The following is a 15,922-nucleotide window of genomic DNA, read 5'->3' as shown; positions in this document are numbered from 1 at the left end:
GATGCGCGCCTTTTTATTGATCTAAGCACGAAGACCCATGCGAATTCTGGCTATCGATACCGCGACAGAGGCCTGCTCTGTCGCCCTGTGGAACGACGGTACTGTCAACGCTCATTTTGAGCTTTGCCCTCGTGAACATACTCAACGAATCTTACCGATGGTGCAGGATATCCTGACCACCAGCGGAACTTCCCTGACGGACATAAATGCTCTGGCTTACGGGCGCGGCCCCGGTAGCTTTACCGGCGTGCGCATTGGTATTGGCATTGCGCAAGGGCTGGCGCTTGGCGCGGAATTACCGATGATTGGCGTCTCCACGCTAATGACGATGGCGCAAGGGGCGTGGCGCAAAAACGGCGCAACCCGCGTGCTGGCAGCCATTGACGCGCGAATGGGCGAAGTTTACTGGGCCGAATATCAGCGTGATGAAAATGGTATCTGGCACGGTGAAGAAACCGAAGCCGTACTCAAACCTGAACTCGTTCATGAACGGATGCAACAGCTTTCCGGCGAATGGGTGACGGTAGGGACGGGCTGGCAAGCCTGGCCGGATCTCGGTAAAGAGAACGGTTTGGCCCTGCGCGATGGCGAAGTGTTACTGCCCGCTGCAGAAGATATGCTGCCGATTGCTTGTCAGATGTTTGCCGAGGGTAAAACGGTGGCGGTGGAACATGCCGAACCGGTTTATTTACGTAACAACGTCGCATGGAAGAAACTTCCGGGCAAAGAATGAATCTTAAGAGTATGCCCTGAGAAAAAAGGAGTCGCATCATGGCGGTTCAAAAGAATGTTATCAAAGGCATACTGGCAGGTACGTTTGCGCTAATGCTGAGCGGTTGTGTTACTGTGCCGGATGCCATTAAAGGCAGCAGTCCCACGCCGCAACAAGATTTAGTTCGGGTGATGAGTGCGCCGCAGCTGTACGTTGGTCAGGAGGCACGCTTTGGCGGCAAAGTGGTTGCGGTACAAAACCAGCAAGGGAAAACCCGCCTGGAAATTGCTACCGTACCGCTCGACAGCGGAGCCAGACCAACTTTGGGAGAACCTTCTCGCGGTCGCATTTATGCCGATGTGAACGGTTTTCTGGATCCGGTAGATTTTCGTGGACAATTGGTCACGGTAGTTGGACCAATCACCGGTGCGGTTGACGGCAAAATCGGCAACACGCCCTATAAATTTATGGTGATGCAGGTAACGGGTTACAAACGTTGGCATTTAACCCAGCAGGTGATTATGCCGCCTCAGCCGATTGATCCATGGTTTTATGGCGGTCGTGGCTGGCCCTATGGCTACGGTGGATGGGGCTGGTATAATCCCGGCCCCGCGAGAGTACAAACTGTTGTAACTGAATAATTGCTTGTTTTTAAAGAAAAAGAAACAGCGGCTGGTCCGCTGTTTCTGCATTCTTACGGTAAAGATAAAAATAAATAGTGACGCGCTTCGCAACCTTTTCGTTGGGTAATCATCAAGCTGGTATGATGAGTTAATATTATGTTAACGGCATGTATATCATTTGGGGTTGCGATGACGACGAACACGCATTTTAGAGGTGAAGAATTGAAGAAGGTTTGGCTTAACCGTTATCCCGCGGACGTTCCGACGGAGATCAACCCTGACCGTTATCAATCTCTGGTAGATATGTTTGAGCAGTCGGTCGCGCGCTACGCCGATCAACCCGCGTTTGTGAATATGGGGGAGGTGATGACCTTCCGCAAACTGGAAGAACGCAGTCGCGCGTTTGCCGCTTATTTGCAACAAGGGTTGGGACTGAAGAAAGGCGATCGCGTTGCGTTGATGATGCCTAATTTATTGCAATATCCGGTGGCGCTGTTTGGCATTTTGCGTGCCGGGATGATTGTCGTAAACGTTAACCCGTTGTATACCCCGCGTGAACTTGAGCATCAGCTTAACGATAGCGGCGCATCGGCGATTGTTATCGTGTCTAACTTTGCCCACACTCTGGAAAAAGTGGTTGATAAAACCGCCGTTCAGCACGTAATTCTGACCCGTATGGGCGATCAGCTATCTACGGCAAAAGGCACGGTAGTCAATTTCGTTGTTAAATACATCAAGCGTCTGGTGCCGAAATACCATCTGCCAGATGCCATCTCATTTCGTAGCGCCCTGCACAACGGCTACCGGATGCAGTACGTCAAACCCGAACTGGTGCCGGAAGATTTAGCTTTCCTGCAATACACCGGCGGTACCACTGGTGTGGCGAAAGGCGCGATGCTGACTCACCGCAATATGCTGGCGAACCTGGAACAGGTTAACGCGACTTATGGGCCGCTGTTGCATCCGGGCAAAGAGCTGGTGGTGACGGCGCTGCCGCTGTATCACATTTTTGCACTGACCATTAACTGCCTGCTGTTTATTGAACTGGGTGGGCAGAACTTGCTTATCACTAACCCGCGCGATATTCCGGGGTTGGTAAAAGAGTTAGCGAAATATCCGTTTACCGCGATAACCGGCGTTAACACCTTGTTCAATGCGTTGCTGAACAATAAAGAGTTCCAGCAGCTGGATTTCTCCAGTCTGCATCTTTCTGCAGGCGGTGGTATGCCTGTTCAACAAGTGGTGGCTGAACGTTGGGTGAAACTGACCGGACAGTATCTGCTGGAAGGTTATGGCCTGACCGAGTGTGCGCCGCTGGTCAGCGTTAACCCGTATGATATTGATTATCATAGTGGTAGCATCGGTTTGCCGGTGCCGTCGACGGAAGCCAAACTGGTGGATGATGATGATAACGAAGTACCACCGGGTCAACCGGGTGAGCTTTGTGTCAAAGGACCGCAGGTGATGCTGGGCTACTGGCAGCGTCCGGATGCCACTGATGAAATCATCAAAAACGGTTGGCTACACACTGGCGACATTGCCGTAATGGACGAAGAAGGTTTCTTACGCATCGTTGATCGCAAAAAAGACATGATTCTGGTTTCCGGTTTTAACGTCTATCCCAACGAGATTGAAGATGTCGTCATGCAGCATCCTGGCGTACAGGAAGTCGCGGCTGTTGGCGTACCTTCCGGCTCAAGTGGTGAAGCGGTGAAAATCTTCGTTGTGAAAAAAGATCCATCGCTTACCGAAGAGTCACTGGTGACTTTTTGCCGCCGTCAGCTCACGGGCTACAAAGTACCGAAGCTGGTGGAGTTTCGTGATGAGTTACCGAAATCTAACGTCGGAAAAATTTTGCGACGAGAATTACGTGACGAAGCGCGCGGCAAAGTGGACAATAAAGCCTGAGCGTTAAGTCAGTCGTCAGACGCCGGTTAATCCGGCGTTTTTTTTGACGCCCACTAAAGAGAATACAATTTGAATTACCAAATGATTACCACGGACGATGCGCTGGCTTCTTTGTGTGAAGCTGTCCGTGCCTTTCCGGCGATAGCCCTGGATACTGAATTTGTTCGTACGCGCACCTATTACCCGCAGCTGGGTCTAATTCAACTTTTCGATGGCGAGCATCTGGCGCTAATTGATCCTCTCGTGATCACCGACTGGTCACCGCTGAAAGCGATCCTGCGCGATCCGTCCATCACAAAATTTCTCCATGCAGGCAGTGAAGATCTGGAAGTGTTCCTCAATGTCTTTGGCGAATTACCACAACCCCTGATTGACACGCAAATCCTTGCTGCCTTCTGCGGACGCCCGATGTCATGGGGTTTTGCTTCCATGGTGGAAGAGTATTCCGGCGTTACGCTGGACAAGAGTGAATCGCGCACCGACTGGCTGGCCAGACCGCTGACTGAACGTCAGTGTGAATACGCAGCGGCGGATGTCTGGTATCTGTTACCGATCACCGCAAAGCTTATGGTAGAAACGGAGGCCTCCGGCTGGCTACCTGCGGCGCTGGATGAATGCCGCCTGATGCAAATGCGTCGTCAGGAAGTCGTTGCGCCGGAAGATGCCTGGCGTGATATCACCAATGCCTGGCAGTTACGCACACGCCAACTGGCCTGTCTGCAACTGTTAGCCGATTGGCGACTGCGTAAGGCGCGGGAGCGCGATCTGGCGGTGAACTTTGTCGTGCGTGAAGAGCATTTGTGGTCGGTAGCGCGTTATATGCCGGGAAGTTTAGGCGAACTGGACAGCCTGGGCTTATCCGGTAGCGAAATCCGCTTTCACGGTAAAACGCTGCTGGCGCTGGTGGAAAAAGCGCAGACATTGCCGGAAGAGGCCTTACCGCAGCCGATGCTTAACCTGATGGACATGCCGGGTTATCGTAAAGCGTTTAAAGCGATTAAGTCGCTGATTACTGACGTGAGCGAAACACACAAGATCAGCGTCGAATTGCTGGCATCGCGTCGGCAAATCAACCAGCTGCTGAACTGGCACTGGAAACTGAAACCGCAGAACAATTTGCCGGAGCTGATTTCCGGCTGGCGTGGTGAGCTGATGGCGGAAGCATTACACAATTTATTGCAGGAATATCCACAGTAAAATCTTCCGAAGCCGGACTGGGCGCGCTCAGCGCCACATCCGGCTTCGGCAAACTACAAATCCAACACCAGGCGTTTACCCTTCGCGCGTGAACAACAGATCAACATACTTTGCTGGCTGGCACGCTCTTCATCGCTAAAATACTGATCCCGATGGTCAGCTTCACCTTCCAGTATTGCCGTTTCGCAGGTTCCGCATACCCCTTCACGACATAAACATTCCACTTTCGCTGCTTTATTATTTTCAATAACCTGCAAAATAGTCATCTCTTCCGGCACCACAAACTCTTTACCGGAACGGGCAAGCACCAGCGTAAATGCATCGCCGGTTTTGTCTTCGATAGCAAATTGCTCAAAGTGCAGCGTATCGGTGACGATGTCCAGACGCCCAGCTTCACTTCTTACCGCCTCATTTAGCGCCTCGGGGCCACAGGTATAAACATGTGTGCCAGGTTCGATATCCGCCAATAATCGCGCTAATTCCAGTCGTGTTCCGGTTGATGAATGATGCAAATGGACTTTCTCGGCCTGCGGATGCTGGACTAGCTCATCACGAAATGCGCAACTTTCTGGATTTCGCGAGCAGTAATGTAACTGCCAGTCGACGTCGCTGTATTGCAACTCTGCCATGTGCGACAGGAAAGGGGTGATACCAATACCGCCCGCGATAAACAGATGCTTTCTGGCCGAGGGAATTAGCGCAAACAGGTTATTCGGCGTTGAAATCGTTAACCGATCGCCAGCCTTCACTTTCTGATGTAAAAAACGCGAACCACCGCGCGAATTTTCTTCCAGTCGAACGGCAATCTGATAACGAGACGTATCGAGTGGCGAACTCAGCAGTGAGTACGCATTGCTGTACTGGTTATCACCATCGGCCATCTGCACAATGATGTGACTTCCGCCGTTGAACGCAGGCAGCGGTTTGCCCTCAGTTGCCACCAGCGTGAAGCGTTTCACCTGTTCGGTAAGCGGTTCAACCTGGCTCACCTGTACTTCAAACATTTGGTAGTTTGACATTGCTGTACTCCATCAAAAATCAGCCCGGCGGCGGAAAATACCGCCGCCGATGTCATTAGTCCTTAAACACCTGCGCCAGCAGATTATGGAAATGGGCGATACCGTGTTCGGAAATTCCGCTACCGCTACTGTCGGCCATGATGCGCCCCTGACCACGATAGCCACGCGATTTCAGCCCTTTCTGTACGCTTTCAACCAGACGTAAATCTTCCGGACGGAACACGTCGCGATACCACTCAATCAGTGATTTTTGCTCGTCGGTTAACTCTTCATTGGTGAAGTAAATATCGTAGTTTTGCAGGGTAGTTTCAGAATCCACCGGGAATTCATAAATGACCGTCATCATCCCTTTGATAGGCGTAACGTTCAGCATTGTGCACGGCCACAGCCAGAAACCGTGGAATGCCGCATCCGTACCCTCTTCAAATTTGAAAGACTGTTCGGACGGTTTGGCGAAACCGTATTGCAGCGTCCAGTTACCGTGCATGGTGTGCCAGTAACGATCAACCTGAACGGAGTCGGAGAAACCTGGATGCACCGGACCACAGTGATAGCACTCGAGATAGTTATCGACAATGTTCTTCCAGTTGGCAGGCGTGCGGGTGGTAAAACGGGCCGCCAGTTTCAGGTCATGGACTTCCGGGCAGGCTTCCAGCACTTTCTCTCCCAGACCGGGTAACTGATCTTCTACGCTGGTGGCGTTGGGGTCCATGTTGATGAAGACGAATCCGGCATATTCTTCCAGACGCACCGGAACCAGTTGCGCTTTGTCACTATCGAAATTGGCGACGTTTTCGCAGTTACGCGCATGGGCCAGGTTGCCATCGAGTTTGAATGCCCAGGCGTGATACGGACAGGTAATTACATTTTTCGCTTTCCCTTCGCCGCTCAATAACTGATGACCACGGTGTGGACAAACGTTATAGAACGCGCGCAAAACCTTATCACGACCGCGTACCAGCACGATGCTTTCACCAATGATCTCACGGGTCACGTAATCATTGGCATTCGCCAGTTCGCTGCTGTGAGCGACACAAATCCAGCTTTTGGCGAAGACGTTCTCTTTTTCGTGTTCAAAGGCATTCTGATCAGTATAAAAACGGGCAGGAATGGTCCACGCCTCTTGCGGGTTAGCGCAAAAATTTTCGGGTAGTACAAAGTCAGGGCTCAGATTGCTCATAGGGATACCTTTATCGTTAGGATGATGGCGTTCAGTTGTCGCCTTTGAATACGGTTCCAGCAGGAAGCACTGGCGCTTTTCCCGGGGCTTCAACCGGTGTCTGCGGGAGATAATGTTCAACTTGATGAGCTGGAATGTCGGCGTAATCCTGTTTCAGCCAGCGAATAAATCCGCCGACTTTCACCAGTAAAATGGCGAGGAAGGGAAGGGCAGTGAGGACGACGGTAGTTTTCATTGTTTCCAGCGAAGCACCGGTAAACAAGATGGAAAGCGGGATCAGAGTGATCACTACGCACCAGAACAGACGCAGCCCACGGTCAGGATCGTCACCTTCCTGGAGATTACGCGTGCTGGTCGCCGCCATGGTGTAAGCCACCGCATCCATATGCGAGGCGAGGAAGATAATCATCACGCCCAGGTATGCGGCGAGGAACAATTTACCGGCTGGCAACGACATCAGAACTTGCTGCACAGCTGTTTCGCCGCCCAGTGTTTCCAGCACCTGTGGGACGTTGATTACGCCATTGATAAACTGATGAATGGCATAGCTTTCCATTACACCGAAGAAGAACCAGCAACCGACAGTGCTGCCGAGGATCAGTCCCCAGATAACTTCTTTAATCTTTCGACCGCGCGAAACGCGGGTGACAAACATTGCTACGCCAGGGGTGTATGAGATCCACCACAGCCAGTAGAAAACGGTCCAGTTGCGGGTAAATGAACCATCGCCAAGCGGATCGGTGAATAAGCTCATTTGCAGGAAGTTTTGCGTGGTCAGGCCGATGGCATTGATGATGCTGTTGGTAATAAATTCGGTTGGACCGACAATCAGCACCAGTAATGGCAGCAGGAATGCGCCCCAGCCAACCATTTTGCTTAGACGTTGCAAACCGTTGTTGATACCAATCCACGAGCTTAGGCAAAAAATGCCGCCGGAAAGCAGGATCACAAATGCCTGTACGGTAAAGTTATCGGGTAAACCGGTCAGCGCGGAAAGCCCACGGGTAAAGGTTGCTGCGGTGACAACAAGGGAAATGGTCAGTGCGCCGACAGTGGCGATCAGGAACATCAAATCGACCAGTTTCCCCCACGGGCCTTGCGGGCGAACGCCGGTAATAGCAGCAATAATGCCGGAAAGGCTCAGCCCTTTATTTTTCCGCACATGAAAGTGATAAGCCATGATTAATGAGGCCAGCGTATAAGTTGCCCAGGCGCTGATGCCCCAGTGGAAGAAGGAGTAGGGAACGCTAAATTCGAGTGCCTGTTGTGAACGCGGTGCGATATTTAATCCAGGCGTTTGATAATAATAGGCCCATTCAGCAACCCCCCAATAAAGCGTAGAAGAACCTAAACCTGCACAAATAAACATAAACAGCCAGGAGAGCGTGCTGTATTCCGGTTTTCCTTCGCCAAGACGAATATTGCCGTATTTACTGGTGGCTAAATAAATCACCAGTCCCATTGCCAGCAAAACCAATACCTGTACGGCGGAACCTAACGTACGCGTGACAAAAGTGTATATAGCGTTTGCCGCGTCGGCCGATTGTTGTGGGAAAAGGCTTAATGCAGCTGCGATGAAAAGAATGGCCACCAGGCTGATGCTTATCAACGGCACATCTTTTTTCTTAACATTGCTCATCATGAGTCATCTCCTGGGCATAAAAGCCCGCCTCTGGCTTTTGCCAGTTGTAATTATTTGCAGGGTATGAGTTGTATGTTGTGTTTAACAAATTGATTATTTACATGTTACATAAATTAAACAATTAAGAATACGGAAAGCCATAAAACACGAAACGGAAACAATAAAAGGTGAAATGACGCAGGTTATTTACTGCAAAGAACGAATAAAAAAACCGCGTCAGTGACGCGGTTCAAATAAACTGGTTTGACCTTAACGCAAAATAATTTTGCAAATCGCGTCGGCAACCTGTGGCGTGGTGGCATTGCCTTTCATATCAGGTGTTTTCGGCCCGTGAGCAATCACTTCTTCAATCGCGGCCAGAATACCGTTATGCGCTTGCTGGAAACGCTCATCGCCATTGCCGAGAAAATCGAGCATCATTGCACCGGCCCAAATCGTGGCGATAGGGTTAGCAATATTTTTCCCGTAGATATCCGGCGCGGAACCGTGGACTGGCTCGAAGAGCGACGGGAAAGTGCGTTCCGGATTCAGGTTGGCGGATGGGGCAATGCCAATGGTGCCGGTGCAGGCCGGGCCAAGATCGGAAAGGATATCGCCAAACAAATTGGACGCCACTACCACATCGAAGCGTTCCGGCTGCATCACAAAACGTGCGCAGAGAATGTCAATATGCTGCTTGTCCCAGCGGATCTCCGGGTAATTCTCAGCCATTGCTTCCACTCGCTCATCCCAATACGGCATGCTGATGGCTAAACCGTTCGATTTAGTGGCAGAAGTTAGCGTCTTACGTGGGCGGCTTTGCGCAAGTTCAAAGGCATAGCGCAAAATACGATCGACACCACGACGAGTAAATACCGATTCCTGAATGACGACTTCATGCTCTGTACCTTCATTCACTCTACCGCCGAGCGAGGAATATTCGCCTTCGGTGTTTTCCCTGACCACGTAAAAATCGATGTCGCCAGGCTGTTTTCCCGCCAGCGGGCAGGGAACGCCAGGAAAGAGACGAACCGGGCGCAGGTTGACGTACTGGTCGAACTCACGACGAAATTTCAGCAGCGAACCCCACAACGAAATATGGTCCGGAACGGTATCCGGCCAGCCGGCGGCACCAAAATAGATGGCGTCGAAACGGCTAAGTTGCTCATGCCAGTCGTCCGGCATCATTTTACCGTGATGGCTGTAATACTCGCAGCTCGCCCACTCCATTTGCTCAAAACTCAAGGCGAAGCCCCAGCGCTCAGCGGCAGCCTGTAACACGCGAATCCCTTCAGGAAGGACTTCTTTGCCAATCCCGTCTCCCGGGATCGCAGCAATACGCATCGTTTTCATCATTGGGTTCTCACTTCCTGACCATCAAAATTGACAACCTCACCATCCTATAATTGACTGAAAAGGAATTAATCCCCGCAACTGGTGAAACATAAAACACGAATCATGAATAATTTACCGCTGCTGAACGATTTGCGCGTCTTTATGCTGGTGGCTCGCCGGGCTGGTTTTGCCGCTGTGGCGGAAGAATTGGGTGTTTCACCGGCTTTTGTCAGCAAACGCATTGCCTTGCTGGAACAAACGCTAAATGTGGTGTTGTTACACCGTACCACCCGCCGCGTCACCATTACCGAAGAAGGAGAGCGGATTTATGAATGGGCGCAGCGGATTTTGCAGGATGTCGGCCAGATGATGGACGAACTTTCTGACGTGCGTCAGGTGCCGCAGGGGATGCTGCGTATTATCAGCAGCTTTGGTTTTGGACGACAGGTAGTGGCTCCGGCGTTATCAGCGCTGGCGAAAGCGTATCCGCAACTGGAATTACGTTTTGATGTGGAAGACCGGTTGGTCGATTTGGTCAATGAAGGTGTCGATCTCGACATTCGCATTGGCGATGACATCGCCCCTAATTTAATCGCCCGCAAACTGGCGACCAATTACCGTATTCTCTGCGCATCGCCGGAATTTATTGCGCAATATGGCACGCCGAAACATTTAACCGACCTTTCTGCATTGCCGTGCCTGGTCATTAAAGAGCGCGATCATCCTTTTGGTATCTGGCAATTACGCAATAAAGAAGGCCACCATGCGATTAAAGTCACCGGCCCGCTGTCGTCTAATCATGGAGAAATTGTTCATCAGTGGTGTCTTGATGGTCAGGGGATTGCGCTACGCTCCTGGTGGGATGTCAGCGAAAATATTGCCAGTGGTCATTTAGTGCAAGTGCTACCGGAGTATTACCAGCCAGCAAATGTCTGGGCCGTTTATGTTTCAAGGCTGGCGACGTCAGCGAAAGTGCGGATAACGGTAGAATTTTTACGCCAGTATTTTGCCGAGCACTACCCGAATTTTTCACTGGAGCATGCCTGATTAATGATTCAATTATCGGGTTGATATCGGGTTAAAACCTGATTTTCTCCTTTCTAAGCCGCTAGAGATTGGTTAGCATATTCACCTTTAATCGCGCATGATCGAAAGATAATTAAAGAGGTTAATGTGTTCGCTGAATACGGGGTTCTGAATTACTGGACCTATCTGGTTGGGGCCATTTTTATTGTGTTGGTGCCAGGGCCAAATACCCTGTTTGTACTCAAAAATAGCGTCAGTAGCGGTATCAAAGGCGGCTATCTTGCGGCCTGTGGCGTATTTATTGGCGATGCAGTATTGATGTTTCTGGCATGGGCCGGAGTGGCGACATTAATTAAAACCACCCCGATATTATTCAACATTGTACGTTATCTCGGTGCGTTTTATTTGCTCTACCTGGGGAGTAAAATTCTCTACGCGACCCTGAAGGGTAAAAATAGCGAGGTCAAATCCGACGAGCCCCAATACGGTGCCATCTTTAAGCGCGCGTTAATTTTGAGCCTGACTAATCCGAAAGCCATTTTGTTCTATGTGTCGTTTTTTGTACAGTTTATCGATGTTAATGCTCCACATACGGGAATTTCATTCTTTATTCTGGCGACGACGCTGGAACTGGTGAGTTTCTGCTATTTGAGCTTCCTGATTATTTCTGGTGCTTTTGTCACGCAGTACATACGTACCAAAAAGAAACTGGCTAAAGTGGGCAACTCACTGATTGGTTTGATGTTCGTAGGTTTTGCCGCCCGACTGGCGACGCTGCAGTCCTAATGCTTTCAGCCCGCGTTATCGCGGGCTTCCTGCCTGTAATCTTTCCTTATTCATCGCTGATACGGTGCTAAAAAGTAACCAATAAATGGTATTTAAAATGCAAATTATCAGGCGTACCCTGAAACGGCTGAAATAAACTGTTTTCAGCACATTCATCGAAGGAGGGAAAAGGATGCTGCAAATCCCACAGAATTATATTCATACGCGCTCAACGCCTTTCTGGAATAAACAAACTGCGCCTGCCGGAATATTCGAACGTCATCTTGATAAAGGAACGCGCCCGGGGGTATACCCACGCCTTTCCGTTATGCATGGGGCGGTCAAATATCTCGGCTACGCTGATGAACACAGTGCAGAACCTGATCAGGTGATCCTTATCGAAGCGGGGCAGTTTGCGGTGTTTCCGCCAGAAAAGTGGCACAACATTGAAACCATGACTGACGATACTTATTTCAACATTGACTTCTTCGTTGCTCCTGAAGTCCTGATGGAAGGCGCGCAACAACGGAAAGTCATTCATAACGGGAAATGAATCATGGGCAAAGCAACGTATACCGTGACCGTTACCAATAACAGCAATGGTGTTTCTGTCGATTATGAAACAGAGACGCCGATGACTTTGCTGGTGCCAGAAGTGGCGGCTGAAGTGATAAAAGATCTGGTGAATACCGTGCGTTCTTATGACACGGAAAACGAACATGATGTTTGTGGTTGGTAATTATCACTGATCGTAGATGGCGCAATTTCTGCGCCATCGCAAAAAAATCCTCCGTGATGCTTGTCACAAATCTTGCCCTCCTGATGTTGTGCTATGCTTTTTATCAGCGACTAACCCGCTAATGCAAAACAGATAAGTGAGGAAACAATGGGCATTCTGTCATGGATTATTTTTGGGCTTATTGCCGGTATTCTGGCGAAGTGGATCATGCCAGGTAAAGATGGTGGTGGATTCTTTATGACTATCCTGCTGGGAATAGTCGGTGCCGTAGTCGGCGGATGGATCAGCACGCTGTTTGGCTTTGGTAAAGTCGATGGCTTCAATTTTGGCAGCTTCGTGGTTGCCGTTATTGGTGCGATTGTCGTGCTGTTTATCTACAGAAAGATCAAAAGTTAACGCGTAAATTGCACAAAGGCTGCACACAGGCAGCCTTTGCTATTTTTTAGATGTGACGTTACCACCATCCCAACTCAGTGCCGAGAACGACAATAATCGCTACGCCCATCATAATAATCGTTGTTTTTTTCATCTTTATGCTCCCGGGGCAGCATAGCCGCCAATAAAAAACCATGCTAAAAATACGACCGCTGTAATAAAGATTACAACCGGAAAAATAATACCGATTCGCATGTTATCACCAATCAAAAGGATGTGAATACGCCTCAGGAATGTAGCACTGAATGCGCGACAAAAGGTGTTTTCTGTTTGTGTTTTTTCTCCTGATACATCGCGATATCGGCAGCATGCAGGGCGCTGTCTGCATCGGTCGTTTCAGGATCGACTTCTACTATGCCAAGACTGGCACCAGGATAATACAAATCAACATCACCTAAGTGATATTCTCCGCGTATTTGCTGTTGAATACGTTCTCGCAGCGATGGAATATCCGCATTCTCATTGTTCAGTGAAACAACCAAAAACTCATCACCGCCGAGACGACCAATAACTTCGCCATTTTGCTGGAGCGTATTAAGGCGCTCGCCAACCTGAATAAGAAACAGATCGCCACTATTATGACCAAAACGATCATTGATTAATTTGAAGTTATCCAGATCGATAAATGCGATCATTATCTTATGGTTAAGATGCCGGGCGAGGGAAAACAGCGTCGTCAGATTTTCAAAAATCGCCCGCCGATTTGGTAACCCGGTTAACGAGTCGGTATACGATTGCGCAATCAGCGCGGCATTGGCTTCGCGCAGCTGTTCTACCAGCGCCTCTTTTTGAATATATTGTGCAATCAGTCCGGCGAATAACTGCAAAACCTGTTCCGCGCGTTCACTCCACTGGCGCTTCTCACTGCTGGCGGCGCAAAGCGTGCCATAGAATGATCCATCCGGTAAGTGAATTGGCGTGCTCAGAAATGTGGTGATGCCAAGATTGCGTGCCGCAATACAGTCGCCCCAACGGTCGGGGACTTCATCGCTGAAAAAGCAGTTTTCATCAATGGCGCGTTTGCATAACGAGTAATCCCACGAGACGGTAAAATTCTCCGGGATGTGCATTTTCTGGCTGTTACGGGCAAACATTATATGCTGCAGGCGCGCTTCGACATCCACTTTGGTCAGGTAGGTTGATTCCATATCAGTGACCATTTCCAGCATCTCCAGAAGCTGTCGGACCAGACTTTCCAGTGACTGTTCTTTGGCAAGGGATTGCGAGACGCGGGCGATAATCTGATCTGACACGAAACAACTCCAGGATACGGCGGGTAAATGCTGATTATTTAATCTTTGCAGGCATGATAAAACATCATCAACAAAGATGAAACAAGGCGTAATATGATTTGAGTGAATGTAATAAAAATAGTGCTGCAAAACAAAACGATACCGCGATACTCTAAGCCTGGATAAATATGTGAGATCAATAAATGAAAATTATCAGTTTTGTTCTGCCTTGCTTGCTGGTCCTGGCTGGTTGTTCAACCCCTTCTCAGCCAGAAGCACCTAAACCGCCGCAGATTGGTATGGCAAATCCGGCGTCGGTCTATTGCCAGCAGAAGGGCGGGACGCTCATTCCTGTGCAGACAGCGCAAGGGGTCAGCAACAATTGCAAATTACCGGGCGGTGAAACGATTGATGAATGGGCATTGTGGCGACGGGACCATCCGGCTGGTGAAAAATAACCGCCGGATGCTGCACTAAAATCACAAGCTACGTAGCCAGTCGGCCAGCACCAGCGCATGGTTCTGCGTGGTGTTTTTTGCTGAGTAGAGCAGGGTCAGCGGCTGTTTTTTGGCGATGTCTGCCAGCCGCTTTCCTTCTTGCTCGTGTTGCGTCAGTTCTGCAAGATATTGCTCGCGAAAGGTTGCAAAATCGACGACTTCGCCGTGAAAGGCTTTGCGCAGTTCCGTTGACGGCGTGATTTCTTTATCCCACTCATCAAGGGCTAAATCGGTTTTTTTGATACCGCGTGGCCAGAGGCGGTCGACCAGTACGCGATAACCATCGCTCTGTTCAGCCGGATCATAAACGCGTTTGCACTGAATATTCATCGTATTTGTTCTCCCTTTCACGCATGATTTGTCACGTCACTATAGCACCGGATATTAGCGAATTTCTTTGTCTCTCCCGGCGCAAAGTCCGAAAATCGCCATCAGTAGTGAAAGTATTGCAACACCCATCAGTGGTACGGACCAGTCACCGTTAGCATCGTGTATTTTACCCATCAGTGGCGGCCCACAGGCTGCCAGCAAATACCCGACGGATTGTGCCATCCCCGAGAGTGCCGCCGCCTGATGCGCAGAACTTGCCCGCAGACCAATGAACGTCAACCCCAGTATCATTGTTGCGCCGGAACCAAAACCGAAAAGCAGAGTCCAGGTGATCGCGTGTGCTGGCATAAAGCAGAGCCCAACCGCGCCCACTGCGCACATCAAGGCAACGAACGCTGCAATACCACGCTGATCTTTCACATGATGTAAGAAAAGTGGGATCAGCAAGCCGGGAGCTGCTGTGGCTAGTTGCAGCAAACCATGCAGTGAACCCGCCTGTGCTTCGCTATAGCCGTGACTGATGAGGATCGCCGGAAGCCAGCCAATAATCACGTAATAGACCAGTGAGTTGATCCCAAGAAACAATGTCACCTGCCAGGCAAGCGGCGAACGCCAGATACCCCGAGTATGTAAGGCGCGTGAGGTACTCAAATTTGCATGTTGTTGACTTCGCCACTGTGGCAGCCATAAAAAAAGAGCCAGCAGAGGAAAACACATCAGCATGAGCAACGCGCCTTGCCAGCCAAAACCGTTCAAAGCCAGCGGCACTACCATAGCCGATCCCAGTGCCGCCGCAGCTCCCATTGTCAGGGAATATGCGCCGGTAAGTCTGGCGACGGAATGAGGGAAATCGCGTTTAATTAATCCTGGCAGTAAGACATTGCCTAATGCAATCCCACCGCCAATGACCGCTGTACCGCCAAATAATAAGTAAGGCGAAGGGAGAGAGCGAATTGCAATACCAGCACAGATCAAAAGTAACGCGGCAAACAGGCTACGTTCCATACCAAAACGTCGCGCCACCGGGGCGGCCAGCGGTGAGATTAGCGCAAAGGCTAATAATGGCAGGGTGGTCAATAAGCCGGTTTGCGCCGTCGTTAGCGAGTAAGCGGAACGAATCGTATCCAGTAACGGTGCTGCGCCGGTAAAGGTGACGCGTAATGTTGTGGCAATCATCAGAATGCCAGCGATAAGGACAATCCTGTTTTTACCGCTTAATGAAGTTGAACAGGTCATATGCTTCTCATTGTCACAAACGAGGCTGTACCTTACCGTTTTTATTGTTATGTTGAATCAAGCTAAA

19 protein-coding genes are annotated in these 15,922 nt (G+C 50.0%); 10 read left to right on the top strand and 9 right to left on the bottom strand.

The annotated features are described in order from the left end of the window. The first annotated feature begins 37 nt into the window (after positions 1 to 37). From tsaB to rnd, 4 genes are all read left to right on the top strand, one after another. Positions 38 to 733, top strand: a complete 696-nt coding sequence (gene tsaB, locus QUE74_RS11990) for a tRNA (adenosine(37)-N6)-threonylcarbamoyltransferase complex dimerization subunit type 1 TsaB (RefSeq protein WP_001220971.1) — start codon at positions 38 to 40, stop codon at positions 731 to 733. Between the two features lie 38 nt (positions 734 to 771). Next, positions 772 to 1,353, top strand: coding sequence for a Slp family lipoprotein YeaY (gene yeaY / locus QUE74_RS11985; RefSeq protein ID WP_000290576.1), 582 nt, complete (start codon positions 772 to 774; stop codon positions 1,351 to 1,353). 204 nt (positions 1,354 to 1,557) lie between these two features. Next, positions 1,558 to 3,243: a long-chain-fatty-acid--CoA ligase FadD gene (fadD, locus tag QUE74_RS11980; RefSeq protein WP_000758422.1), complete on the top strand. Its 1,686-nt coding sequence runs from the start codon at positions 1,558 to 1,560 to the stop codon at positions 3,241 to 3,243. An 81-nt stretch (positions 3,244 to 3,324) separates the two neighbouring features. Then, positions 3,325 to 4,440, top strand: a complete 1,116-nt coding sequence (gene rnd / locus QUE74_RS11975; RefSeq protein WP_001354726.1) for a ribonuclease D — start codon at positions 3,325 to 3,327, stop codon at positions 4,438 to 4,440. 53 nt (positions 4,441 to 4,493) lie between these two features. Here the strand turns inward: rnd and yeaX are convergent, their stop codons facing one another. The 4 genes from yeaX to dmlA form a co-directional block, all read right to left on the bottom strand. Next, positions 4,494 to 5,459, bottom strand: a complete 966-nt coding sequence (yeaX, locus tag QUE74_RS11970) for a carnitine monooxygenase reductase subunit YeaX (protein WP_000073897.1) — start codon at positions 5,457 to 5,459, stop codon at positions 4,494 to 4,496. 55 nt (positions 5,460 to 5,514) lie between these two features. After that, complete coding sequence (yeaW, locus tag QUE74_RS11965) at positions 5,515 to 6,639, bottom strand: carnitine monooxygenase, oxygenase subunit YeaW (RefSeq protein ID WP_000067830.1); 1,125 nt, start codon at positions 6,637 to 6,639, stop codon at positions 5,515 to 5,517. A 31-nt stretch (positions 6,640 to 6,670) separates the two neighbouring features. Then, a complete protein-coding gene (gene yeaV, locus QUE74_RS11960) occupies positions 6,671 to 8,281 on the bottom strand; it encodes a BCCT family transporter YeaV (RefSeq protein ID WP_000987522.1) in 1,611 nt (536 codons plus the stop codon). Positions 8,282 to 8,530: 249 nt separating this feature from the next. Then, positions 8,531 to 9,616, bottom strand: a complete 1,086-nt coding sequence (dmlA, locus tag QUE74_RS11955) for a multifunctional D-malate/3-isopropylmalate/tartarate dehydrogenase (RefSeq protein ID WP_000978481.1) — start codon at positions 9,614 to 9,616, stop codon at positions 8,531 to 8,533. A 102-nt stretch (positions 9,617 to 9,718) separates the two neighbouring features. On the opposite strand from dmlA, the gene dmlR reads away from it, so the two are divergent. The 5 genes from dmlR to QUE74_RS11930 all read left to right on the top strand — a co-directional run bounded on the left by dmlR (position 9,719) and on the right by QUE74_RS11930 (position 12,521). Next, a complete protein-coding gene (dmlR, locus tag QUE74_RS11950) occupies positions 9,719 to 10,642 on the top strand; it encodes a DNA-binding transcriptional regulator DmlR (RefSeq protein ID WP_001354725.1) in 924 nt (307 codons plus the stop codon). Between the two features lie 126 nt (positions 10,643 to 10,768). Then, on the top strand, positions 10,769 to 11,407 hold the full coding sequence (gene leuE, locus QUE74_RS11945; RefSeq protein WP_000457194.1) for a leucine efflux protein LeuE: 639 nt from the start codon (positions 10,769 to 10,771) through the stop codon (positions 11,405 to 11,407). A gap of 172 nt (positions 11,408 to 11,579) precedes the next feature. Continuing rightward, complete coding sequence (yeaR, locus tag QUE74_RS11940) at positions 11,580 to 11,939, top strand: DUF1971 domain-containing protein YeaR (protein WP_000939320.1); 360 nt, start codon at positions 11,580 to 11,582, stop codon at positions 11,937 to 11,939. A gap of 3 nt (positions 11,940 to 11,942) precedes the next feature. After that, on the top strand, positions 11,943 to 12,125 hold the full coding sequence (locus QUE74_RS11935; protein WP_000513737.1) for a DUF1869 domain-containing protein: 183 nt from the start codon (positions 11,943 to 11,945) through the stop codon (positions 12,123 to 12,125). A gap of 147 nt (positions 12,126 to 12,272) precedes the next feature. Then, positions 12,273 to 12,521: a GlsB/YeaQ/YmgE family stress response membrane protein gene (locus QUE74_RS11930; RefSeq protein ID WP_000512153.1), complete on the top strand. Its 249-nt coding sequence runs from the start codon at positions 12,273 to 12,275 to the stop codon at positions 12,519 to 12,521. Between the two features lie 58 nt (positions 12,522 to 12,579). On the opposite strand, the gene yoaJ is transcribed toward QUE74_RS11930, so the two are convergent. From yoaJ to dgcP, 3 genes are read right to left on the bottom strand one after another with little or no spacing between them, the layout of a single operon-like run. Beyond that, positions 12,580 to 12,654 (bottom strand): protein YoaJ, encoded by a 75-nt coding sequence (gene yoaJ, locus QUE74_RS11925; RefSeq protein ID WP_001386836.1) that lies wholly within the window; start codon positions 12,652 to 12,654, stop codon positions 12,580 to 12,582. A 2-nt stretch (positions 12,655 to 12,656) separates the two neighbouring features. Then, positions 12,657 to 12,755 carry a YoaK family small membrane protein gene (locus QUE74_RS11920; RefSeq protein WP_001219350.1) on the bottom strand — a complete coding sequence of 33 codons (99 nt, stop codon included), beginning with the start codon at positions 12,753 to 12,755 and terminating at the stop codon, positions 12,657 to 12,659. 32 nt (positions 12,756 to 12,787) lie between these two features. After that, positions 12,788 to 13,813, bottom strand: coding sequence for a diguanylate cyclase DgcP (gene dgcP, locus QUE74_RS11915; RefSeq protein WP_001354724.1), 1,026 nt, complete (start codon positions 13,811 to 13,813; stop codon positions 12,788 to 12,790). A 182-nt stretch (positions 13,814 to 13,995) separates the two neighbouring features. Here dgcP and yoaF point away from each other — a divergent pair, with 182 nt between their 5' ends. Next, complete coding sequence (gene yoaF, locus QUE74_RS11910; protein ID WP_000691930.1) at positions 13,996 to 14,250, top strand: DUF333 domain-containing lipoprotein YoaF; 255 nt, start codon at positions 13,996 to 13,998, stop codon at positions 14,248 to 14,250. Between the two features lie 21 nt (positions 14,251 to 14,271). Here yoaF and QUE74_RS11905 read toward each other — a convergent pair whose 3' ends face one another. Next, a complete protein-coding gene (locus tag QUE74_RS11905) occupies positions 14,272 to 14,619 on the bottom strand; it encodes a DUF488 domain-containing protein (RefSeq protein ID WP_001354723.1) in 348 nt (115 codons plus the stop codon). A gap of 54 nt (positions 14,620 to 14,673) precedes the next feature. Further along, complete coding sequence (gene nimT / locus QUE74_RS11900; protein ID WP_000128490.1) at positions 14,674 to 15,855, bottom strand: 2-nitroimidazole transporter; 1,182 nt, start codon at positions 15,853 to 15,855, stop codon at positions 14,674 to 14,676. Between the last annotated feature and the right edge of the window lie 67 nt (positions 15,856 to 15,922).

Origin of the sequence: Escherichia sp. 10290 (assembly GCF_030295155.1) — a bacterium.
Taxonomy (GTDB): domain Bacteria; phylum Pseudomonadota; class Gammaproteobacteria; order Enterobacterales; family Enterobacteriaceae; genus Escherichia; species Escherichia coli_F.
This window is presented reverse-complemented; position numbering and strand designations above follow the sequence as displayed.

Bases quoted from the DNA above. Each gene is read 5' to 3' on its own strand.
- tsaB (WP_001220971.1), top strand. From the start codon at position 38: ATGCGAATTCTGGCTATCGATACCGCGACAGAGGCCTGCTCTGTCGCC.
- yeaY (WP_000290576.1), top strand. From the start codon at position 772: ATGGCGGTTCAAAAGAATGTTATCAAAGGCATACTGGCAGGTACGTTT.
- rnd (WP_001354726.1), top strand. From the start codon at position 3,325: ATGATTACCACGGACGATGCGCTGGCTTCTTTGTGTGAAGCTGTCCGT.
- yeaX (WP_000073897.1), bottom strand. From the start codon at position 5,459: ATGTCAAACTACCAAATGTTTGAAGTACAGGTGAGCCAGGTTGAACCG.
- yeaW (WP_000067830.1), bottom strand. From the start codon at position 6,639: ATGAGCAATCTGAGCCCTGACTTTGTACTACCCGAAAATTTTTGCGCT.
- yeaV (WP_000987522.1), bottom strand. From the start codon at position 8,281: ATGATGAGCAATGTTAAGAAAAAAGATGTGCCGTTGATAAGCATCAGC.
- dmlA (WP_000978481.1), bottom strand. From the start codon at position 9,616: ATGATGAAAACGATGCGTATTGCTGCGATCCCGGGAGACGGGATTGGC.
- dmlR (WP_001354725.1), top strand. From the start codon at position 9,719: ATGAATAATTTACCGCTGCTGAACGATTTGCGCGTCTTTATGCTGGTG.
- yeaR (WP_000939320.1), top strand. From the start codon at position 11,580: ATGCTGCAAATCCCACAGAATTATATTCATACGCGCTCAACGCCTTTC.
- QUE74_RS11935 (WP_000513737.1), top strand. From the start codon at position 11,943: ATGGGCAAAGCAACGTATACCGTGACCGTTACCAATAACAGCAATGGT.
- QUE74_RS11930 (WP_000512153.1), top strand. From the start codon at position 12,273: ATGGGCATTCTGTCATGGATTATTTTTGGGCTTATTGCCGGTATTCTG.
- QUE74_RS11920 (WP_001219350.1), bottom strand. From the start codon at position 12,755: ATGCGAATCGGTATTATTTTTCCGGTTGTAATCTTTATTACAGCGGTC.
- yoaF (WP_000691930.1), top strand. From the start codon at position 13,996: ATGAAAATTATCAGTTTTGTTCTGCCTTGCTTGCTGGTCCTGGCTGGT.
- QUE74_RS11905 (WP_001354723.1), bottom strand. From the start codon at position 14,619: ATGAATATTCAGTGCAAACGCGTTTATGATCCGGCTGAACAGAGCGAT.
- nimT (WP_000128490.1), bottom strand. From the start codon at position 15,855: ATGACCTGTTCAACTTCATTAAGCGGTAAAAACAGGATTGTCCTTATC.